Raw genomic sequence first — 19,280 nt, 5'->3', positions numbered from 1 at the left:
CAAAACCTTATGGATACGCTAACGCTCAAACGTGAAGTAGACTTGTTGTGCGATCGCCTGGGTAAAACTCAGGACTATCTTTGAGCTACCCATCCTCAACGCCAAAATCCAAGACCTGGAACAAGTCGCCTCTCAGCCGGAATTCTGGGATGATCAAGCCCAAGCCGGGCAAACCTTGCAAGAGCTAAACGACCTCAAATCCTCTCTGCAACAGTTTCAGGACTGGCAAGGCACATTAGAAGAGGCGAGGGCCATCTTGGAGTTGTTAGAGTTAGAAGCCGATGAATCACTCCTCCAAGAGGCCCAATCTCATGTTTCCCATTTAAGTCACGATCTCGATCAATGGGAACTGCAACAACTGTTATCGGGAACCTACGATAAAAGTGGAGCGGTGCTAACCATCAATGCGGGAGCAGGGGGAACCGACGCTCAAGACTGGGCAGACATGCTGCTACGGATGTATGAGCGCTGGGGAAAGGCCCAAGGGTATAAAGTGCATCTGACTGAGATTTCAGAAGGGGATGAAGCGGGGATTAAATCCGCTACCCTAGAAATTGATGGGCGCTACGCCTACGGGTATCTGAAAGCAGAAAAAGGAACCCATCGGTTAGTGAGAATTTCGCCGTTTAATGCCAATGGGAAACGGCAAACCAGTTTTGCTGGGGTGGAAGTGATGCCGATTTTGAATGAAGAGGTACAACTGGATATCCCGGACAAAGACCTGGAAATTACCACCTCTCGCTCTGGGGGAAAAGGCGGTCAAAATGTGAACAAGGTGGAAACAGCCGTTCGGATCGCTCACTTACCCACCGGTTTAGCGGTACGCTGTACTCAAGAGCGATCGCAACTTCAAAACAAAGAAAAAGCCCTAGCTCTGCTCAAAGCCAAATTACTGGTGATTGCCCAAGAACAACGGGCCCAGGAAATTGCCGACATTCGCGGCGATATGGTCGAAGCCGCTTGGGGAAATCAAATCCGCAACTACGTTTTCCATCCCTATCAAATGGTCAAAGATCTGCGTACCAACGTAGAAACCACTGCCATTACTGATGTGATGAATGGTGATCTGATGGAGTTTATCGAAGCCTATTTGCGCCAGGAAAACCAACTGATTGAAGCCACCTAAAGCGCTACCCCTACTCAAACCCATGATCGATAAACCCCAGAAAAAACGCATTTTAAAGCAATTGCGAAAAAAAACAGGCAAAGTTAACTTTGTTCAACTCATAGAACGTTCTCCCCGTTGGAGTGATTTATATCATGGGTTACTCTCCATGGAGTGGTGGAAATTTTTTGGGTTGATTTTTGTTTTCTATTTAATGACCAATGTATTCTTTGCTTTGGCCTATTTAGTCGGAGGAAATGGTATGGCGAATGCCCAACCCGGTTCTTTTGCTGATGCCTTTTTCTTTAGTGTACAAACTCTGACCACTATTGGTTATGGTGCGTTCTATCCGACTACCCTATATACTCATATCATTGTTACGTTTGAGAGTCTATTTGGCTTATTGGGGTTTGCGGTAGCTACGGGATTATTGTTTGCTCGGTTTTCTAAACCAACGGCACGGGTTGTGTTTAGTGAAGTTGCAGCGATCGCCCCTTATAATGGGGTTCCGACTTTAATGTTTCGGATGGCGAATCAACGGAACCATTGGATTGTGGAAGCACAGGTTCGCGTGAGTGTGGTATTGCCCAATGAAATTACACCAGAAGGTCATAGTTTGCGGCCGATTGTAGATCTTAATTTGGTGCGATCGCACAATTCGTTCTTGGTTCTGAGTTGGATGATTATGCATCCCATTGATGAACAGAGTCCATTTTACCATTATGGCTTTAGTCCAGAGCAGATTCAGCAGTGGCAACCCGAAGTGATTGTTTCCCTCACAGGATTAGATGAAACGGTCTCCCAAACCATCCATTCTCGTTATTGGTATCATCCAGAAGATATCCGATGTAATGTGGCGTTTGTGAATGTGGTGTCCACGAATAAGAAGGGTACACGCTGTATTGATTATACCCATTTTCATGATGTAGAACCGTTGCAGGGAGAATGGGCAAATGGGAAATAGGGGAACGCCGGGATATAGCGCTTTGTGCTGTATTTGAATGGGGATTGATGGTCATGGGTTACGATCGCCTCTCCATGTTACCTCATCTCCTGTCCGCGATCGCCAATGGTTTTCCTAAACGGAACCAATGGATTAAACTAGAGAGAGATATCTCTTAACCTTCATTTGGATTAACCAAGCGAACGTGACTGCCATTTTATCAACCCAGATCGGCCAAACCCATCCAAACTCGTCCGCACGCAGTATTTGGAAAGGGTTAATTGAAACCTACCGTGCCTACCTTCCCGTAACAGAAAACACTCCTGTGGTCACCCTTTTAGAAGGTAACACGCCCCTGATTCCTGTACCGGCGATCGCCGCTCAGATTGGGAAACAGGTTCAGGTCTGGGTTAAATATGATGGCTTAAACCCCACAGGAAGCTTCAAAGACCGGGGAATGACGATGGCAGTCTCGAAAGCCAAAGAAGAAGGCTCGAAGGCGGTAATTTGTGCCAGTACCGGCAACACCTCAGCAGCCGCCGCAGCCTATGCGAAACGGGCAGGCTTAAAGGCATTTGTTATTATTCCCGATGGGTATGTGGCTCTCGGTAAACTGGCTCAAGCCCTGCTTTATGGCGCAGAAGTGCTGGCAATTAAGGGTAACTTTGACCAAGCCTTGGCAATTGTTCGCCAAGCTTCCGAACAGTATCCGGTGACGTTAGTCAACTCGGTCAACCCCTATCGCCTCCAAGGACAAAAAACCGCAGCCTTTGAAGTGGTGGATGCATTAGGGGATGCCCCCGACTGGCTCTGTATTCCTGTGGGTAATGCGGGTAATATTACTGCCTATTGGATGGGGTTTTGTGAATATCATCAAGAAAAAAAATGTAGCCAACTGCCGAAAATGATGGGCTTCCAAGCGGCTGGAGCAGCACCCATTCTTGCCGGCCATCCCATTGAACACCCGGAAACCCTCGCCACGGCTATCCGTATTGGTAACCCCGCTAGTTGGAAACAAGCCCTCGCAGCCCAAGAAGCTAGTGGTGGGCAATTCCAAGCGGTTACCGATGAAGAAATTCTCGATGCCTATCGCCTCTTGGCTGCTGAAGAGGGGATTTTCTGTGAACCGGCTTCTGCATCGTCGGTGGCTGGGTTATTGAAAGTGAAAGACCAAGTACCCGAAGGCGCTAAAATCGTTTGTGTCCTCACGGGTAATGGTTTGAAAGACCCCGATACGGCGATTAATCACAGCAAAAATCCCTGTCATCAAGGCATCGAGGCCGATCTGAAATCAGTGGCTGCTGCCATGGGATTGAGTTAAATAATAGGGAATGGGGAATGGGGAATAGGGAATGGGGAATGGGGAATGGGGAATGGGGAATGGGGAATGGGGAATAGGGAATGGGGAATGGGGAATGGGGAATAGGCCATCTTTTCTATCTTCCCCTGAGATCATTTAGATTAGCTATATTCAACAGGCTTGTTTTTGCTCTACCGACCGATCGCCTTAACTAACCCAACACCCCCAAAATACAGACCTAAAACGGCTCCTGCGAGTAAACTTTGGGTCACTGGATCGGTGGAGGGGGTGAGGATAGCGCCCAGCAGTACAGCTCCCATGACGATATAGCGCCATCCAGCCAGCATTTGTTGGGAAGAAACCAATCCTAAGACGCTCAACAGCACTTGAATGACGGGGACTTGAAAGGCTAAACCGGTACTAAACATTAGCAGCAGCACAAACTCGAAATAGCGATCGATTGACCAAGCTTGTTCTACCACTTCTGCGCCATAGGTGATAAAAAAGTTCAGGGCTGCGGGAATTAACACGGTTTGGGCAAACAACAAACCGGTGAGAAATAAGACACTCGATCCCACCACCACGGGAAGCACTAAGCGCCGTTCTTTGCGTGTCAGTCCGGGGAGAACAAATTGGATGATTTGATAGAGAATCGCGGGAGTGGCAAGAATGATACCGCTATAACCGGCTACTTTCAGAGAAACAAAAAAGTATTCTCCCGGAGCCAGTTGTAAAAACTTCACATCTCCGGCGGGGATTTCCAGGAATTGCACAATGGGTTTGACCAGTAGAAAACAGCCGACAACGGCGATCGCCACCGCAATCAAGGCATAGAAAAACCGTTGCCGCAGCTCTTCCAAATGGTCAAACAACGACATTTCTACATCATCGGGCAATTCATCCAGAGGGTCTACAGTCGGATCTTTGGTTGGCGTTTGGCTCTCTACAGTCATTTCACTTATTCGTCACCAGGTCTATGAAAATTGTATCGAGGATTGACAGAATTTACGACCGAGTGGACGGTTTCAATTACATTAACCGGACTTGATCCGATCAATGATCAATTCATAGCACCCGAATGACACTCGGTACAGAGTCGATCGCCTCTAAGTCCTTGATTTGTGCTAACGCTTGTCTGAAATTTCCCTCACGGGTTTCATGGGTAACAATGACAATCTCTGCTAACTCTCCCCTGAATCCAATTTGCACCACAGACTCTACACTCACCCCATGATCGCCGAAAATCATCCCCAGATGACCAATGACTTTGGGACGATCTTGGGCAATGAGGCGAATATAAAACCGGCTGTTGAGTTCCTCTAGGGGGGTGAGGGTGCAATAGTCTTGATGGGTGCAACTGAGGAGAGGATGGGGGATGGGTTCAGTTTCGGTTTTGAGGATGGCGGCAATATTGATGATATCGGAGGTGACGGCGCTGGCAGTTGGCCCTGCTCCTGCTCCTTGGCCGTAGAACATCACCGGGCCGATGGGGTCACCTTCGACTAAGATGGCGTTGAATACACCGTTAATGCTGGCGAGGGGATGGGTGTGGGGAACCAGGGTGGGATGGACGCGAATTTGCAGAGGTTGGGTTGCGTCGCTGGAGGCTTCCCGATGGGCGATCGCCAACAGTTTAATCCGAAATCCCAGTTTTTCCGCATAGCTAATATCGGCTGCACTGATGGAACGAATACCCTCACAATACACTTCTTCCCGTTTCACTCGACCGCCAAAGGCGAGAGCGGCTAAAATGGCAATCTTATCGGCTGCATCTAAGCCATCTACATCTGCGGTAGGATCGGCTTCTGCATAGCCTAAACTCTGGGCATCGGCGAGAACGTCCCCAAAGTCCGAGCCTTCCTGCTGCATCCGGGACAAAATATAGTTAGTCGTGCCGTTAATGATACCAATAACCGACTGAATCCGGTTCACCCCCAAAGCTTGTTTGAGGGGATTAATCACCGGAATCCCGCCCCCTACTGCCGCTTCTACCATCACGTAAACGCCCGCAGCATTTGCGGCATCATAAATTTCATCGCCATACCGAGAAATCACGGCTTTATTGGCAGTCACCACATGCTTGCCATGGGCGATCGCCTGAAGAATGAGCGATCGCGCCGGTTCTAAGCCGCCGATTAATTCGACGACAATATCCACCGCTTCATCCGTGACAATGGCTTGCAGATCGGTGGTGAGCAAGTCTTCGGGCACTTTCACTGCTCTGGGTTTATTCAGATCCCGCACACCAACCCGATAGAGATTTAGGTCACCTAAGAGGGGATGCCGCCCTTCCGGGTTCAGTAAAATATCAACCGTTCCTGCTCCTACGGTTCCTAAGCCTAGCAAGCCAATGTTATATGCCACAGTACCAATCTTGAAAACAATGGATTATTCTTAAAAGTTTATCATTAAAACCCAATGGGTTGACCGCGATCGGTAAATTTGACCTCCTGGATATTCCACAGAGAAGATTGGGTTAAGGTTTGCTGTAGGCTACCCATGAGAGCCATGCGTTCACAAGTGGAGAGGGAGACAAACTGACGTGGAGATTCGGGAGAGAGACGAAAATCAATGGTGAGGCTATTGTTGGCTGGGTTGGGTTGCACGCGATAACCGGCGATCGCAAAATCGGTGCTGGTTCCCTCTGCGATCAGCTTATGAATTGTTGCTTGTAGGGGATTGGGCCGAGGCACTTGCAGGGGTTTCTGCACAAACGTTTCACAGAAAGAATCGAGATGATAGGCGGTTACCTCGATCGTCTCTACCGGAGGCGGATCAAGGGTTTGGGCAAGTTTGGGTAAGGGTGCAGGAGTGGGTGTAGGTTCCGTGGAATGACTTGCATTCAGAGTGCATCCGCTCAGACTCACCAGGCAAACGGCAAGAGGCAAAAGGCAAAAGTTGGGTTGTAAGATCATGGGGTAATGAGTAATGAGTTACTCTTCACACCCTTCATCGAAGCCTAGATTTGATCCGCCTAATTTCCCCAATGGCTGCGATCGCACCTAATACAGCGCTTTACACTGTAACGGAGTACAGTATCATTGAGACAAGTCATTGCGAGTGGAGCGGAGCGGAACGAAGCAATCTCGATCATCTCGGTAGTTGCTGCGATTGCTAGAGTGCCTATTGCCTAGCGCGAAGCGCGATATGCCCTGCATCTCGATCCTCCCAACCCCCCTAGAAAAGCCCTAATTGTTAATTATTAATTGTTAATTATTAATTCAACCCCATGTCCTTTACTCACCCTCATATCCTATCTCTGGCCGACTTCACCCCAGAGGATTACAATACGGTTTTACAGACGGCTGCTAGTTTTTCCGATGTGCTGTCGCGACCAACGAAAAAAGCGAAGAAACTGCCGACACTTCAGGGACGAGTGGTGACGAATCTCTTCTTTGAACCCTCAACACGCACCCGCAGCAGTTTCGAGTTAGCGGCCAAACGGTTATCGGCTGATACCCTTAATTTTGCCCCTGGTTCCTCTTCTCTCTCCAAAGGAGAAACAATCTTAGATACGGCCAAAACCTATTTAGCCATGGGAACTGATATTATGGTGATTCGCCATAAGGAGTCTGGAGTTCCCCAGGCGATCGCCGCAGAACTCGATCGCCTGAATGCCAATGTTGGGGTTCTCAACGCTGGGGATGGTCAACACGAACACCCCTCCCAAGCCTTACTCGATCTGTTTACGCTCTGCTTTCTTCTCGATCCCCAATCTCCCCGGTTAGAGTTACTTGCAGGTAAAAAAATTGCCATTGTCGGGGATATTGTCCACTCTAGGGTGGCTCGTTCTAATCTTTGGAGTTTAACGGCGACTCAATGCGAAGTTCACTTAGCCGCTCCTCCCACCTTATTACCCCAATATTTTGCCCAATATGTTTCTACTGAGTCTCAAGAAAGACCGGGGAAACTCTTTGTCCATTGGTCAGCAGAACCGGCCCTGCAAGATGCAGATTTTGTCATGACCTTGCGTCTGCAAAAAGAGCGCATGGCCCAACATTTACTCCCCAGTGCCAGGGAATACCATCATCGGTTTGGCATTACCCGCGATCGCCTCAAACTCTGCAAACCGGGTGTTAAAGTTCTCCATCCCGGCCCCGTGAACCGAGGGGTGGAAATTAGCTCCGATCTGATGGACGATCCCGAATTTAGCCTCATTTCCCAACAGGTCAGCAGTGGAGTAGCCGTGAGAATGGCCCTACTGTATTTAATGGGAGGGGGTAAGTAGCGGCGATCGGTGTCCCCGCGTTTGAAGCACTTTTTTTAGAAAGTGACAGAAGAGGGGTAATTGTTAATTGTTAATTGTTAATTGTTAATTGTTAATTGTTCATTGAACTTACCGAGGATCGCCAATCAGAATAAATGCTGACCAATAGAACGGATGATCCTCATCACCAGTATTAATTTGTGCCAACTTCGCCTCCCGCAGGGCTTCCCCTTGGCTCATGCCTGCCGCCACATGCTGATAAAAATTGCTCATCAGCGTCTGCGTATGTTTATCGCTCACTGACCAGAGCGTAGCCATCACTGCTTGCGCTCCTGCCCGTTCAAACAGGTACGCCACTCCGGAAATCGATTTTCCCTCGGTGTCGGCTTCGCGGGCGGTTTGACAGGCGCTCAGGGCAATCAGTCGGGTGTGGTCTAACCCTAGTAAGGCGGCATCGGTGATGGGCCACTGGGTATTGTTGGCAAACAGAATCGTGTTGGCTGCCATATCGTATTTTTCACAACCATTGGGTTGAAAGCAGCCGTGAGTCGCCAGATGTAAAAAACCAAACCTAGGAGCTTGTTGCTTAAACTGGTCGAGGGTGGCTTGGTCGTGGAGATAGGCTTGACTGTTGGGGAACAGTTGGGTAATCGTTTTAACTTCTTCTTCTGCTCCCGGTAAGTTGTGCGGGTTGTGGGGAACCGGGTTACCCATGGCGAGAATAGCGTTGGTTTTGGCGCTCGGTTCGCGGTTGGGGGGCGTTTTCGAGAGGCGCGTCAGGTAGTTGATGGGATATTTTTCAATCAGAAACTGTTCATTGGCTTTGTCGTAGAGGCTTTCAAAGGGAATGTAGCGCAGTTTGCCAGTGGCGATGATGCTCAGGTTTTCGGGGTTGTAGGCGCTGATTTGTTTTTCGATGGGACGGATGAGGATATCGTAAAGCTTGCTACTGGTTTTTTTGTAAAAGGGACTCAGTTCTTCCAGTTGTTCGGGGTATTGGTCAAGGAGTTGGTTAAATTCCTCCACATCCAGGGAGGTTTGCACCACCTCGAAACTATCGCGGGTGAGCAGAAACAGAGCCAGGGTATTGGGAGTGTTGGTAACATTGGCGAGGGGAACCGGTTGCAGGACAAGGGTTCCTTCGGGGATGGTGGCTTGGAGTTGCTCGATGTCGGTGGGAGTGGTTTCAAAAATATCGGCAACTTCCGGGAACTGTTGGGCAATGCGTTCTCCGAGTTCAATATTTTCTGTCTCTAGGGTACTGATGCGGCGGGAAAGTTCATCGGAGGGGTCGCGTTGCAGTTGTCGTCTCAGGTTTTCGAGTTGTTGCCAGCGCTGGTTATATTGGTCGATGAGGGCTTGAGCTTCGGGGTTTTGGACTTTGGCTCCGAGGAGGCGAGTATAGTCGGCCAGTTCGTAGGTACTGACGCGGTTTATCCAGGTAAAGGCTTCTTTGGCTCGGTTTTGTTGGATGAGCAGGGAGGTGAGGGCGATCGCAGAACCCTGATGAATATTGATGAAAGTTTTCCGATATTCTTGTTTGTCTTGTTTGAGGTTACTGCGAAGGCGGAGGATTATTTCTAGGGATTGCTCATAATATTTAATAGCCTTTTCAGGTTGATTAATTTTTTTGTAAACTGTGGCTGTATTGCTGAAATTAGCAGCTTTCCCGATTTCATCTCCTACTGCGTGCATAATAGGCAATGCTAGGCTAAAATTGTAGAGTGCTTGTTGGAAATTCCCAATTTTAAGGTATACTACTCCAAAACTATGTAGAGTCCTTGCTTCTCCCCTCCTATTGTGCGTCTGTCTATCTATGCGCAGAGCTTGCTCATGATATTCTATTGACTTTCCCTCTTCACCTAAATCAATATATACCGACCCCAAGTTTTGAAAAGTAACAGATTGCCCCCACATATTATCTATTCGTTGGAAAATATTTAAAGCTTTCTTGTGATAATCTACTGACTGTTCTAGGTCACCAAGACCACTGTACACCTCACCCAAGTTATTAAGGGTGACTGCTTCACCGTTCGGGCTGTCTATATCACGAAAAATTTGCAATGCTTGCTGATATTTATCTATGGCATCTTCTGTTTGACCAATTCTATTATAGACTGTACCCAAATTATTCAGAGTACGAGCTTCCAGGTTTTGATCGTGAACTTGTTGAAAAAACTGTAAAGCTTCATTAAAATGATCGATAGAGTGTTGCCAATAACCCAAATCAGCCAAAATCACAGCTAAGGTGCTGACAACATTTGCTCGCAATTTTTTCTCTCCAATTTCTCTGACAATTGGGAACATCTGTTGATAAAATTCTAATGCTAGTTGCAGTTGACCGGTACTGTAGTAGATGGTGGCCAAGTTATGCAAGGTAAAAGCTTCTCCTCTTTTATCTTTGATCTCCCGACGAATAGTTAAAGACTGTTGTAAGTAATCTATCGCTTGTGCATAATCGTTTATGCTATTGTAGGTTGTTCCCAAGCTATTGAGAGCCATTGCTTCCCGACTTCGATCCTCTAAATTTTGGGAGATAAGTATAGCCTGGTGGAAATGATTAATTGCCTTTTGATGTTGGCTAATATTATGGTAGACTTTTCCTATGCTAAGGAGAGTTGTAACTTGCATTTCTAGGTCATTAGTTTCTTCAAAAATGGGTAATGCCTGTTGATAAGCTTCTAATGCAGCTATATACTCTCCTATATCGCCAAAGTGCTGACCGATGCCTAGAAAAGCTAATGCTTCTAATTCCCTGAGCTTGAATTGTTGGGTAATAGCTAGAACTTCCTGCCATATTGCTGTAGATTCTTGAATTTTTCCTTGTTGTCGCAGTTTGACTGCTTCGAGCATGAGCTGTGGGACTTCTGATTCAACTTCTTCTCTAGAACGTTGCTGACTTTGCGCCCAACTGGGTTGCTCTCCCACCGTCACCATTACCGGAGTCATCCACACTCCCAGCGCTACCAGAGTTCCGACGATTCTCATATCAATTAAAAATTAAAAATTAAAAATTAAAAATGATGGACGCTTTCTATTGTATCGGAAATTTCTCTGGCGGGGATGTTGTTGGTCATGGCGAGGGGAACGGAGTGTCGCGAAGCCCTCTCATACAGCGCTTTGCGCTGTTATGGTGTACAGCTTTAAAGGCTCAAAGCCATGTACCACAACCCTATTCCCTATTCCCTAGCGCGAAGCGCTGTATTACCGCAGGGGGCTGAGATTGCTTCATTCCGCTTCGCTTCATTCGCAATGACTTGATCTGTCATTGCGAGCGGAACGGAGTGTAGCGAAGCAATCTCGATAAGTCTCCAAGAGTATGAGATGGCTTCGCTTCATTCGCCATGACATTGGGGAACGCAGGGTGCGAGAAGGGCAAAGAAACCGGGTTTCTCGCTCCTCTTCATCGCAGGTTGCATCTGTGGGAAGAAACCCGGTTTCTAACGGCCGCAAGAAGCCAATCATAAGTTACAATCCTTAATCATCTCTCCCATCTCTGACTCCGATGACCTTAGAACAAGTCCTCAACTTAGCCAAACAACTTTCTCCGATCGACAAAATACGCTTAATTGAAAAGATCGCGCCTGAAATTGAGCGCGAAGTCACTCAAACTACCGTAACTCCCCGGCGCTCTTTATGGGGGATCTGTAGCCATTTAGGAACAGCACCTTCAGCCGAAGAGATTGATAACGCTCGTCTAGAAGCCTGGAGTAGCTTTCCCAGGGAGGATATTTAATGCTTCAGGCAATTGTTGATACCCATGCCATTATTTGGTATGTTTTTTCCGATTCTCGTCTGTCTAACATCGCTCGCATGACCATAGAACAAGCTGCGACTGATGGGCGATCAAAAATTTCGGCTTGACCGTAACTCCTTATAATCGTAGTTATCTGAAAATTGAATTTGTCCACTCAAATCCAGCAGATTCCGCTTTTTGCGGATGCGAATCAACTCTTCTAGAGCTAAATTAATCAATTCTTGCTCAGTTTGACAATCCGTTAAACTGAAAGCCTCTTCAACTAATTGTTTATTAAGTTCAATGGGCATTTTCATCATTAACAACTCATACAATTATGTAATTCATTGTACCAGATCTACACAGCCTTGCCTTGACTAGCGCGAGAAGTGCAAAGAAACCGGGTTTCTCGCTCCTCTCCATCCCAGGGTGCATCTATGGGAAGAAACCCGGTTTCTAACCGCCGCAAGAAGCACGGAGAAACCGATCTACGTTAAACTGACGATATCAACCCAGTTAACAGTAATGACCATCCCATCAGAACTGAATGTTCTCATCAATCGGTTAAATGCGGAACTTGATGTTATCGAAGCTCAAGGAATGGAGGGACTCAGGTTACTCAGACCGATTATGTCTAGCTTTCCCGATAATACCATCCTGATTCAGCACTTTGCTTACCTGAACACCATCTTATTCTTTGTGCAATCATCCAGAACGCAAATTAGTGATAGTCTGGAGCTTATTACCGATGCTACCGTATCCGAAGAGAGGATTCAAGAGTGTGGAGAAATGCTCAGTAATCTCTTGGGTAAAGTCATAGAAGTTAAACTAAAAGTTGAGACTCTTGTCAATCGTTGGAGACGCTAAAATGAAATCTGTGATTAATGAAGCACAAATGCTGGAAGATCTGGAACTTTTGCAAGAATGCGAACAATCAGCCAGAGAGTTATATGAACTTTCCATAGCCTTCGCCAACCAATGCCAAGAGATAGTTAAAGAAGCCTCCACTGTTGATCTAAGCCTTACCCATGATGACTCGAACCCAATGGCTTAATGCCCTATTAAACTTCAACCAAACCCTCGGTGAAATTGTGCCCCATCTTCGTGATTTTGGATGGGATAGTGACACCCCTCTTGTTGTCCTCAACCGTCAACATTTATGCTCCATTTTGCAACGTTGTTAGCAACTGCCCTCACTCAGTAATCTCTTGGGTAAAGTCATAGAAGTTAAACTAAAAGTTGAGACTCTTGTCAATCGTTGGAGACGCTAAAATGAAATCTGTGATTAATGAAGCACAAATGCTCGAAGATAAGGCTCAAAGCCATGTACCACAACCCTATTCCCTATTCCCTATTCCCTAGCGCGTTCATGTCCGCGAAGCGGAAAGCGCTATAGCGCTCGTCTAGAAGCCTGGAGTAGCTTTCCCAGGGAGGATATTTAAGGCTTCAGGCTTTCCTCTTCAGGCTTCTCATACCCCGTCAACTCCACCACCATCCGATTCTGATTCAAATCATATTTAATCATATCCACAACATACTGAAATTGATTCATTAACTTCTGAAATTCAACAATTTCGTCTTCTGCAATACCCGGAATTGCTCTTAAATCAACCACTAAATTCCCTTCTGGAGAATCCCCCAAGGCTTGTAGAGGAACATTCCATAATCTAATCCTTGGGCCACCTTCTCCGCGAATCTTAAATTCACCCACTGGATAAACCATAATTCCATCTCCTTCAAACTCCACTGAAGCCACTTGACTCCAGGGAATTTCTTCCCGGCGATTCCCCCATCCCAGAAAGAAAGTTTGCTGATTCATTTCCACAATTCTACCGGATTTCTGACTGCCATTAACTAGGACAACTTTTGCCTGTTCCCGTAAGGCAATTTCCATTAGGTTGGCGCTCGGCTGCACTTGCGCCAGCACCGGCAAATCCCCTATCCTCAGATTCGAGACCAAGAGAGGAAAACTACCGACGCTTACCAGCACTAATCCGAGTATTGCCGCTACTCCAATTCCTCTTTTCATGAGCCTACAGCTTGGAATTTTAGTTATAATTATCAGTATACCTCATCTAACTTAAAAATGGTGGTTTCTCCTGACCCTCAACAGCCCCATCCCCCACCCAATTCTGAACCGACAATTTTACGCCGGTTTGCGAGTTTAATTGGCTTACTCGGAGCCTCCCTATTTTTCACCGGTTGGATTTATCGCTCGGTCTATTTCTTTCACTTTAATATCGAAGTAACGACCCTCGACTTACCGGTACAATCCTTTTTTATTGTCCCGATTCAGGTCTTATTCGGGGAAGGTCAGGCGATCGCCAGAACCCTACTCGCTCTGATCATTATGATACCCGCTCTGTACCTTAGTCTTTTGGGGATTCGGGTTGTCGCTGATGGGTTCGCCTCTCGGTATTCCTCCTTCCAAAATTGGGTCAAACAGAGCCATTCCCAAAGTTTTTGGATGCGCGGATACCAAATTCTCATAGCGTTCGATCCCCTCAATTTCGACTCGATTAAATTTCTCAGTTCCCTAGTTGATGAAAGTGTGATTGTAGCTTGGGTACTGTTCATTTTATTTCATTTAGCCCAGAGCCAAGCAATTGCCGATGCTCAACGGGATATCGGCCCGAATTCTACATTACCCGTAGTCACCTTCATCACTCCAGAGAGTCGCATTCCCCTGGGAAGATTTTTAGACAAACCCTTTGATGATCCCTCGATCGCCGGATTTCGCGTATTTGGCACTCTCAAGCCTTTCGACTCTCTTCTGGGTTCAGAAATTACGGATGGGACTGATACCCAAGAACCGACGAGAGTCTGGCGCTTATTGCTAGAGCGAGATGGCTGGATTTATTTAATCCCAACCTATCCGACTGTGGAAAATCAGAGTGAATTTCCCCCCGTGGTAGTGGTGCAAAAAAGCCTGTATGGAGACCAAATGATGATTCTTGCACCAACATTTTAAACAGGGGAAAACCAACAAGTTTACCCATTGGTGCTGATTTGCCTTGCTACTTCTACTAGCTCCAGAGGTAAATCATACATATGTTCATAACGCATAATTTGTTTGCCAATGAGAGCTAAACGCTGGTGAAAACTGGGTAAACAGTGAGGATCGAGTAAGGGGGGATCGTAGGGTTCTACATCGCCTCGCTGAAATTCGCACGACAGGCTGATGCGGGGATGGGGGGCAATGGCGCTACTACGTCCTCCCCAATGCATTATTCGATGATTCCAGCCTAAAATCGAACCTGCCGCAGCCGGGAGAGCGCGGATATCTTGAGGGTTGATGAAGGGATCTTCAGGACGATTATCGTAAATGGAGTAATAGGGATCGCGATCGGGGGGTAAGACATACATACAGCCATTGAGGGGTATGGCATCGGTGAAGGGAATCCAAATGGTGATAACATTGGGCAGGCGATCGGGTCTGAGGGTATTTCCGCCGCGATCGCGATGAGGACTCCATCCCGATTGATCGTTATCTGTGCCGACATACCACGCCCAAAATGCAGGCAGTTGCCGATAATTCTCGCCTAATATGGCTGCAATCAGGTTAGAGATTCGGTGCAAGATGAGCCAAAATTCATCATAGACAAAGGCAAAAACAGCCGGCCATCCTTCTAGAGCTAACAATTCAATCCCGGCGGCCATGCGAAAAACTTCGATTTCTGGTAGAACGGGATCGAGCTGAAAATAGCCTTCTTGTTGCAGATAAAGAAGTTGCTCTTCTAATGCTTCTGGGTCAAAGGCGATCGCCTTTATGGGTGGGGTAGAGGTATGCTCTTCGACGGATAAACCTGGATTAAGCTGCTTCCAGAAATCCACACTATGGACTTGAGCGTAAAGATTGGAGTCCTCTACCATGGGCCAGTTTATTCCATAAAATAATGTTTGCGAACCGGTTTGAGGATTTTCCAGGTACAGGAGAGTCCAGCAGGAAATGTGACTAAATCTCCTTGGGCAAATTGTACCGGTTCCCCATCATCAGGTGTAACAATCACTTCTCCGGTGAGTAAGTAACAGGTTTCCGAGCAGTCATACGTCCAGGGAAACTCAGAAACCTCTTTCTCCCAGATGGGACAATCCCAGATGCCGAGTTGATCGAGCTGTTCGCGGCTGGGTTGATGCTCAATTTGTATAGTCGAGGCCATAATCTGTAAATCTGATGTATTCACCCAAACAGGGAACGGAGAGAGTGGGATTTGAACCCACGGGACGCTGTTAACGCCCACTCGATTTCAAGTCGAGCGCATTCGACCACTCTGCCATCTCTCCAGTCACAGTTGATTAGTATAGCCTATTTTGACCACAGATGGGCCGCATGAATAGAGGATCTCTTCGCTCTCTATTTTGAACTGCTCATTGACCCAAACTAAGCTGGCTTGGGTAACGGTGTGATTTTCTAGGGTAACGAGGGAGAAGTTGCGAGATTTTCCGGTGTCAGTGGTGATGATTCGGGGGACTCTGGCGGCGTTTAGATAGAGTGTACCTTGATTATCCTGGGCGATCGCCTCTCTCAATTGGGCCTGAGTGTGCCGCAGACGGTGATGCATATGGCCGAAGGTGACCAAAGGAATGTGTTTTCCCTGCTGTCGAGTCGCCGAGATCGCCGCCCGAAAATCGGGTTCCCCAAAGTCTCCCCCCAAAGGATTCCAATCTTTGCCACAAATGTCTTCTGGTTGATTTCCCAGACCTTGGGGGCCACAATGGCCGATAAATAACACTGTCTCATAGGCTGTATTCTGGGCAGCAGAAATAATTTTATCCGCAGATTCCGTAAAACTATTCACGCCATAACGCTCTTGATAAAAGCCCCCATTTTGCCAGATGGGGCCTCCCCAACTAAAGGGACGAGCGCCGACGACACTGAGCTGAAATTGGGGAAAATCCAAAGCATTAAAGCCCACATGGGTCTCTCCGAGGAGCTGAAGTTGGTTGCTCACTCGGTCTTCTAATTGGCGATCGTAGGGGCATTTTTTGCGACCCCAAGGTGATGCGGTATACCAACAGTCATGATTTCCTAAAACGATCGCCTTCGGTAAGTCTAACGCGGCGATCGCCTCAACCACAGGAATTGACTCATTACCAAAATCACCCACAAATAAAACTAAATCCACTCCCAAAGCATGTAGGGCTTGTGCATCGGCATTTTCCCATTGATCGTGTACATCTCCTACCACGGCGATCTTCAGGGAAGGTTGCTTGGCCTCATTCATGGGATTCTCTCAACGGTTCAGTTCAATATACTATTGAGTATTCTAGAAGAGTGTCAATAGATAGGTCTGGCTTTCTATGAATCACCTCTATTCTATTTGCGGATTAGCGGTGTTTGACACCCTAGCATTTTGGCAAAGATGCGCTATACTGTGCCAGACGGTTGACCAATAGTCAAATCAAGCTGATGTTAGAACAAAGCTGCCCCGTTTGTGGGGTCAAGATTCAAAAGATGGTGGGTCAGGATCGGGTTTTGTTTTCTTATGGGCCACCAGCCACTCGCGAACAATTATGGCAGAAGATTTGCCAGCATGTGCAAAAACCGAATTGTATTAACCAAGACCAGGGGAAGAATAATTAAAAATTAACCCTAGATAACCCTAGATAAGGGTACACCGGTTCCGCCTCGTTGGACTAGGACTAATTCGGCGGCAATGCTAAGGGCAATTTCTGCCGGGGTTAAGGCTCCGATATCGAGGCCGATGGGTGCATGGATGGTGTTGAGTTTTTCTAGGGGAAAGGGACGATCTGCGAGAGTTTTGCGGACTTTATGAACCCGTTTTGCCGAGCCAATCATGCCGATATAGCGATGGGGAATTGGGTGTTCTAGGAGACTCGTTAGAGCTTGGAGATCGTAATCATATCCACGGGTGACCATGGCGATATAAAGGGGATGATGATAGGGCCATTGCTCTAAAACGGTAGAGAGGGGAGCGGTGAAAATAGCTAATGCAGAAGGAAAACGATCGCGATTTGCCCATTGGGGGCGATCGTCTTGAATAATCACTTGAAAGTCTAATAATGTGGCGACTTGAGCGAGTTTTTCTCCGACATGACCTGCACCGATAATGAGGAGCATAGGCGAGGGTTCAATGAAATCGATAAATCCTTGGTCTTGGGAAGGTTGGGGAGTATTTTCAGTGAGAATATGGGGGGATAAACGGGGAGAAAAGGGGATAAAGAGACGCACAGAATAACCCTGGTTCAGATGGTCTAGGATAGCTTGAGTTAAGGCGATCGCCCCTTCACCTGACCATTTTGCCACCCAGACCTGCATTTGACCCCCACAAACCCCCTCAGTGACGCGCTGAACTGCACCAGAAAGGTCGATCGCCACTTTCTGCGGATCTCCCGATGCTAGAACCTGCTCCATGGTGCTTAAAACCTTGGCTTCTCCCGCTCCACCGCCAACCGTATCTAACCGCGTGCCATCCGCACAGAGCGCCATTTTCGCCCCCACTTCCCTGGGAACTGATCCAATAGTAGCGATGACAGTGGCGATCGCCACATCTCCCCTTGGCAAAGATTTGAGTAACTGTTGATAAAATTGCAGTGACATCCCTTTTGATGATGACCAGTATTTATGGACAGTGGTAGAAAAAGGCATAACCGGGTTTTCCCTATTCCCTATTCCCTATTCCCTATTCCCTCCCCCTTGACAACTAGCTTACAACCTTAACTTGTTACCCATTCCCATCACATGATTGAAGCTCTGCAAATTAACGCTCAACGGCTCCAAGATAGCTTAGAAGAACTGGCGCAAATTGGTCAAAAAGGCGATCGTAGTATTTGCCGCCTCGCCTTTTCCGACCAAGATCTCCAAGCTCGTGCCCTAGTCCGTCAGTGGATGGAAGAAGCCGGAATGACCGTCCGAGTCGATAGCGCCGGAAACCTGCGCGGAACCTACCCCGGAAAACAGCCCCATCTTCCCACCTTAGCCACCGGTTCCCACCTCGATACCGTCCCCTCTGGCGGGAAATTTGACGGAGCCTTGGGAGTCCTTGCCGGAATTGAAATCATTCGCGTTTTAAACGACCATCAACACCACCTCAATCATCCCCTAGAAGTCATCGTCTTCACCGATGAAGAAAGCACCATGATCGGCTGTAAAGCCATTTCAGGAACCGCATCCCTTAACCCAGACAATTATCAAACTAAAGTCAATCTTTCCATCATTGAAGCCTTAGCTAAAATCGGCGGCAACTGGCCCACCTTAACCCAAGCCCAACAAACCCGCCAAAACATCGCCGCCTTTCTAGAATTGCATGTCGAACAAGGAGCCGTCCTAGAAACATTAGACAAACAAATCGGCATTGTTCAAGGCATTGTCGGACAACAACGCTATACCCTCACCGTCAAAGGTCAGGAAAACCATGCCGGAACCACCCCCATGGGAATGCGCCAAGATGCCCTCACTGCCGCCGCTCGCATTGTCCTAGCCGTTGAACACTTAGCCCAATCTGCTCCCGGCGATCCCGTTGCCACCGTGGGCGCACTGCAAGTCTTTCCCAATGCTCCTAATATTATCCCCGGCTTAGTAACCATGACCGTCGATATTCGAGATTTACATCAGCAAACCATTGATCATTTAGTCACTGACTTAAAAACTCAATTAGAGCAGATTTCTAGGGCGACCCAAACTCAAATTACAATCGAACCTCTGTTAAACGTTCAACCCACCCTAGCCTCACCAAACATTCAACAGCACATCACCACCGTTTGCCAAGAATTAGGATTAACCCATCTTTCTTTACCCAGTCGTGCCAGTCATGATGCCCAAGAATTAGGACGCTGTACCGACATGGGGATGATTTTTGTCCCTTCTCAAGGAGGAATTAGTCATTCCGGAGAGGAGTATACCCCAGCTCAAGATTGTGTACAAGGGGCGATGGTTTTATTGCATACGTTGCTAAAATTGGATCGAGAGTATACAGCGCTTTGCGCGGTAATGGGTAATGGGTAATGGGTAATGGGTAATGGGGGAAC

Annotated in this window: 23 protein-coding genes and 1 tRNA gene; 13 read left to right on the top strand and 11 right to left on the bottom strand. The window is 47.5% G+C overall.

The genetic code is table 11. The annotated features are described in order from the left end of the window. The first annotated feature begins 9 nt into the window (after positions 1 to 9). The 4 genes from prfB (at position 10) to thrC (ending at position 3,369) form a co-directional block, all read left to right on the top strand. A protein-coding gene (gene prfB / locus PMG25_RS01605) for a peptide chain release factor 2 (RefSeq protein WP_347178712.1) occupies positions 10 to 1,126 on the top strand; the annotation gives its coding sequence in 2 pieces (ribosomal slippage) (positions 10 to 81 and positions 83 to 1,126; 1,116 coding nt in all). Between the two features lie 22 nt (positions 1,127 to 1,148). Further along, positions 1,149 to 2,069, top strand: a complete 921-nt coding sequence (locus tag PMG25_RS01600) for an ion channel (RefSeq protein ID WP_283765163.1) — start codon at positions 1,149 to 1,151, stop codon at positions 2,067 to 2,069. Continuing rightward, positions 2,051 to 2,227, top strand: a complete 177-nt coding sequence (locus tag PMG25_RS01595) for a hypothetical protein (protein ID WP_283765162.1) — start codon at positions 2,051 to 2,053, stop codon at positions 2,225 to 2,227. The genes PMG25_RS01600 and PMG25_RS01595 overlap by 19 nt, the downstream gene beginning before the upstream one ends. A gap of 35 nt (positions 2,228 to 2,262) precedes the next feature. Next, the gene (thrC, locus tag PMG25_RS01590; protein ID WP_347178714.1) at positions 2,263 to 3,369 is read left to right on the top strand and encodes a threonine synthase; all 1,107 of its coding nucleotides are present in this window, start codon (positions 2,263 to 2,265) and stop codon (positions 3,367 to 3,369) included. A 170-nt stretch (positions 3,370 to 3,539) separates the two neighbouring features. Here the strand turns inward: thrC and tatC are convergent, their stop codons facing one another. The 3 genes from tatC to PMG25_RS01575 all read right to left on the bottom strand — a co-directional run bounded on the left by tatC (position 3,540) and on the right by PMG25_RS01575 (position 6,263). Next, positions 3,540 to 4,301 (bottom strand): twin-arginine translocase subunit TatC, encoded by a 762-nt coding sequence (gene tatC, locus PMG25_RS01585; RefSeq protein ID WP_283765160.1) that lies wholly within the window; start codon positions 4,299 to 4,301, stop codon positions 3,540 to 3,542. Positions 4,302 to 4,413: 112 nt separating this feature from the next. After that, a complete protein-coding gene (locus PMG25_RS01580; protein WP_283765159.1) occupies positions 4,414 to 5,712 on the bottom strand; it encodes a homoserine dehydrogenase in 1,299 nt (432 codons plus the stop codon). Positions 5,713 to 5,756: 44 nt separating this feature from the next. Beyond that, positions 5,757 to 6,263, bottom strand: coding sequence for a PQQ-binding-like beta-propeller repeat protein (locus PMG25_RS01575; protein WP_283765158.1), 507 nt, complete (start codon positions 6,261 to 6,263; stop codon positions 5,757 to 5,759). 314 nt (positions 6,264 to 6,577) lie between these two features. Here PMG25_RS01575 and PMG25_RS01570 point away from each other — a divergent pair, with 314 nt between their 5' ends. Further along, complete coding sequence (locus PMG25_RS01570) at positions 6,578 to 7,576, top strand: aspartate carbamoyltransferase catalytic subunit (RefSeq protein WP_283765157.1); 999 nt, start codon at positions 6,578 to 6,580, stop codon at positions 7,574 to 7,576. A gap of 108 nt (positions 7,577 to 7,684) precedes the next feature. On the opposite strand, the gene PMG25_RS01565 is transcribed toward PMG25_RS01570, so the two are convergent. Further along, the gene (locus PMG25_RS01565) at positions 7,685 to 10,543 is read right to left on the bottom strand and encodes a CHAT domain-containing protein (protein WP_283765156.1); all 2,859 of its coding nucleotides are present in this window, start codon (positions 10,541 to 10,543) and stop codon (positions 7,685 to 7,687) included. Between the two features lie 517 nt (positions 10,544 to 11,060). Between PMG25_RS01565 and PMG25_RS01560 the strand changes: the two genes are divergently transcribed. Further along, positions 11,061 to 11,291 carry a hypothetical protein gene (locus PMG25_RS01560; RefSeq protein WP_283765155.1) on the top strand — a complete coding sequence of 77 codons (231 nt, stop codon included), beginning with the start codon at positions 11,061 to 11,063 and terminating at the stop codon, positions 11,289 to 11,291. Further along, positions 11,291 to 11,419 (top strand): PIN domain-containing protein, encoded by a 129-nt coding sequence (locus PMG25_RS01555; RefSeq protein ID WP_283765154.1) that lies wholly within the window; start codon positions 11,291 to 11,293, stop codon positions 11,417 to 11,419. Before PMG25_RS01560 ends, PMG25_RS01555 begins: the two co-directional genes overlap by 1 nt. Here the strand turns inward: PMG25_RS01555 and PMG25_RS01550 are convergent. Beyond that, positions 11,402 to 11,608, bottom strand: a complete 207-nt coding sequence (locus tag PMG25_RS01550) for a type II toxin-antitoxin system VapB family antitoxin (protein ID WP_347178711.1) — start codon at positions 11,606 to 11,608, stop codon at positions 11,402 to 11,404. The two genes, PMG25_RS01555 and PMG25_RS01550, sit on opposite strands and share 18 nt — an antisense overlap. Before the next feature lie 208 nt (positions 11,609 to 11,816). Between PMG25_RS01550 and PMG25_RS01545 the strand changes: the two genes are divergently transcribed. From PMG25_RS01545 to PMG25_RS01535, 3 genes are read left to right on the top strand one after another with little or no spacing between them, the layout of a single operon-like run. Beyond that, positions 11,817 to 12,158, top strand: coding sequence for a hypothetical protein (locus PMG25_RS01545; RefSeq protein ID WP_283765152.1), 342 nt, complete (start codon positions 11,817 to 11,819; stop codon positions 12,156 to 12,158). Position 12,159: 1 nt separating this feature from the next. Beyond that, complete coding sequence (locus PMG25_RS01540; RefSeq protein WP_283765151.1) at positions 12,160 to 12,345, top strand: hypothetical protein; 186 nt, start codon at positions 12,160 to 12,162, stop codon at positions 12,343 to 12,345. Continuing rightward, positions 12,320 to 12,475, top strand: a complete 156-nt coding sequence (locus PMG25_RS01535) for a hypothetical protein (protein ID WP_283765150.1) — start codon at positions 12,320 to 12,322, stop codon at positions 12,473 to 12,475. Before PMG25_RS01540 ends, PMG25_RS01535 begins: the two co-directional genes overlap by 26 nt. A 254-nt stretch (positions 12,476 to 12,729) precedes the next feature. On the opposite strand, the gene PMG25_RS01530 is transcribed toward PMG25_RS01535, so the two are convergent. Continuing rightward, a complete protein-coding gene (locus PMG25_RS01530; protein ID WP_283765149.1) occupies positions 12,730 to 13,320 on the bottom strand; it encodes a hypothetical protein in 591 nt (196 codons plus the stop codon). A gap of 57 nt (positions 13,321 to 13,377) precedes the next feature. Here PMG25_RS01530 and PMG25_RS01525 point away from each other — a divergent pair, with 57 nt between their 5' ends. Then, positions 13,378 to 14,262 (top strand): hypothetical protein, encoded by an 885-nt coding sequence (locus PMG25_RS01525; protein ID WP_283765148.1) that lies wholly within the window; start codon positions 13,378 to 13,380, stop codon positions 14,260 to 14,262. Positions 14,263 to 14,282: 20 nt separating this feature from the next. Here PMG25_RS01525 and PMG25_RS01520 read toward each other — a convergent pair whose 3' ends face one another. The 4 genes from PMG25_RS01520 to PMG25_RS01505 form a co-directional block, all read right to left on the bottom strand. Continuing rightward, a complete protein-coding gene (locus PMG25_RS01520; protein ID WP_283765147.1) occupies positions 14,283 to 15,164 on the bottom strand; it encodes a phytanoyl-CoA dioxygenase family protein in 882 nt (293 codons plus the stop codon). Positions 15,165 to 15,172: 8 nt separating this feature from the next. Further along, positions 15,173 to 15,451, bottom strand: a complete 279-nt coding sequence (locus PMG25_RS01515) for a cupin domain-containing protein (RefSeq protein WP_283765146.1) — start codon at positions 15,449 to 15,451, stop codon at positions 15,173 to 15,175. Between the two features lie 36 nt (positions 15,452 to 15,487). Continuing rightward, a tRNA-Ser gene (locus PMG25_RS01510) sits at positions 15,488 to 15,575 on the bottom strand. Between the two features lie 2 nt (positions 15,576 to 15,577). Next, positions 15,578 to 16,516 (bottom strand): TIGR04168 family protein, encoded by a 939-nt coding sequence (locus PMG25_RS01505; RefSeq protein WP_283765145.1) that lies wholly within the window; start codon positions 16,514 to 16,516, stop codon positions 15,578 to 15,580. Positions 16,517 to 16,701: 185 nt separating this feature from the next. Between PMG25_RS01505 and nblD the strand changes: the two genes are divergently transcribed. Further along, complete coding sequence (nblD, locus tag PMG25_RS01500) at positions 16,702 to 16,875, top strand: NblD family protein (RefSeq protein ID WP_283765144.1); 174 nt, start codon at positions 16,702 to 16,704, stop codon at positions 16,873 to 16,875. Positions 16,876 to 16,884: 9 nt separating this feature from the next. Here nblD and PMG25_RS01495 read toward each other — a convergent pair whose 3' ends face one another. Next, complete coding sequence (locus PMG25_RS01495) at positions 16,885 to 17,901, bottom strand: XdhC family protein (protein ID WP_283765143.1); 1,017 nt, start codon at positions 17,899 to 17,901, stop codon at positions 16,885 to 16,887. Positions 17,902 to 17,994: 93 nt separating this feature from the next. Here PMG25_RS01495 and PMG25_RS01490 point away from each other — a divergent pair, with 93 nt between their 5' ends. Continuing rightward, entirely contained in the window at positions 17,995 to 19,257 is a 1,263-nt protein-coding gene (locus tag PMG25_RS01490) for a Zn-dependent hydrolase (RefSeq protein WP_283765142.1), read from the top strand. The last annotated feature ends 23 nt before the right edge of the window (positions 19,258 to 19,280 follow it).

It is taken from the genome of Roseofilum capinflatum BLCC-M114 (genome assembly GCF_030068505.1).
Lineage (GTDB): Bacteria > Cyanobacteriota > Cyanobacteriia > Cyanobacteriales > Desertifilaceae > Roseofilum > Roseofilum capinflatum.
Note: the sequence above shows the minus strand (reverse complement) of the source record. Positions and strands in the feature narration are given on the sequence as shown.

What these genes read in the sequence shown, in the direction of transcription:
- PMG25_RS01600 (WP_283765163.1), top strand. Translation starts at nt 1,149, where the DNA reads ATGATCGATAAACCCCAGAAAAAACGCATTTTAAAGCAATTGCGAAAA.
- PMG25_RS01595 (WP_283765162.1), top strand. Translation starts at nt 2,051, where the DNA reads ATGGGCAAATGGGAAATAGGGGAACGCCGGGATATAGCGCTTTGTGCT.
- tatC (WP_283765160.1), bottom strand. Translation starts at nt 4,301, where the DNA reads ATGACTGTAGAGAGCCAAACGCCAACCAAAGATCCGACTGTAGACCCT.
- PMG25_RS01575 (WP_283765158.1), bottom strand. Translation starts at nt 6,263, where the DNA reads ATGATCTTACAACCCAACTTTTGCCTTTTGCCTCTTGCCGTTTGCCTG.
- PMG25_RS01570 (WP_283765157.1), top strand. Translation starts at nt 6,578, where the DNA reads ATGTCCTTTACTCACCCTCATATCCTATCTCTGGCCGACTTCACCCCA.
- PMG25_RS01565 (WP_283765156.1), bottom strand. Translation starts at nt 10,543, where the DNA reads ATGAGAATCGTCGGAACTCTGGTAGCGCTGGGAGTGTGGATGACTCCG.
- PMG25_RS01560 (WP_283765155.1), top strand. Translation starts at nt 11,061, where the DNA reads ATGACCTTAGAACAAGTCCTCAACTTAGCCAAACAACTTTCTCCGATC.
- PMG25_RS01555 (WP_283765154.1), top strand. Translation starts at nt 11,291, where the DNA reads ATGCTTCAGGCAATTGTTGATACCCATGCCATTATTTGGTATGTTTTT.
- PMG25_RS01550 (WP_347178711.1), bottom strand. Translation starts at nt 11,608, where the DNA reads ATGAAAATGCCCATTGAACTTAATAAACAATTAGTTGAAGAGGCTTTC.
- PMG25_RS01545 (WP_283765152.1), top strand. Translation starts at nt 11,817, where the DNA reads ATGACCATCCCATCAGAACTGAATGTTCTCATCAATCGGTTAAATGCG.
- PMG25_RS01540 (WP_283765151.1), top strand. Translation starts at nt 12,160, where the DNA reads ATGAAATCTGTGATTAATGAAGCACAAATGCTGGAAGATCTGGAACTT.
- PMG25_RS01535 (WP_283765150.1), top strand. Translation starts at nt 12,320, where the DNA reads ATGATGACTCGAACCCAATGGCTTAATGCCCTATTAAACTTCAACCAA.
- PMG25_RS01530 (WP_283765149.1), bottom strand. Translation starts at nt 13,320, where the DNA reads ATGAAAAGAGGAATTGGAGTAGCGGCAATACTCGGATTAGTGCTGGTA.
- PMG25_RS01525 (WP_283765148.1), top strand. Translation starts at nt 13,378, where the DNA reads ATGGTGGTTTCTCCTGACCCTCAACAGCCCCATCCCCCACCCAATTCT.
- PMG25_RS01520 (WP_283765147.1), bottom strand. Translation starts at nt 15,164, where the DNA reads ATGGTAGAGGACTCCAATCTTTACGCTCAAGTCCATAGTGTGGATTTC.
- PMG25_RS01515 (WP_283765146.1), bottom strand. Translation starts at nt 15,451, where the DNA reads ATGGCCTCGACTATACAAATTGAGCATCAACCCAGCCGCGAACAGCTC.
- PMG25_RS01505 (WP_283765145.1), bottom strand. Translation starts at nt 16,516, where the DNA reads ATGAATGAGGCCAAGCAACCTTCCCTGAAGATCGCCGTGGTAGGAGAT.
- nblD (WP_283765144.1), top strand. Translation starts at nt 16,702, where the DNA reads ATGTTAGAACAAAGCTGCCCCGTTTGTGGGGTCAAGATTCAAAAGATG.
- PMG25_RS01495 (WP_283765143.1), bottom strand. Translation starts at nt 17,901, where the DNA reads ATGCCTTTTTCTACCACTGTCCATAAATACTGGTCATCATCAAAAGGG.
- PMG25_RS01490 (WP_283765142.1), top strand. Translation starts at nt 17,995, where the DNA reads ATGATTGAAGCTCTGCAAATTAACGCTCAACGGCTCCAAGATAGCTTA.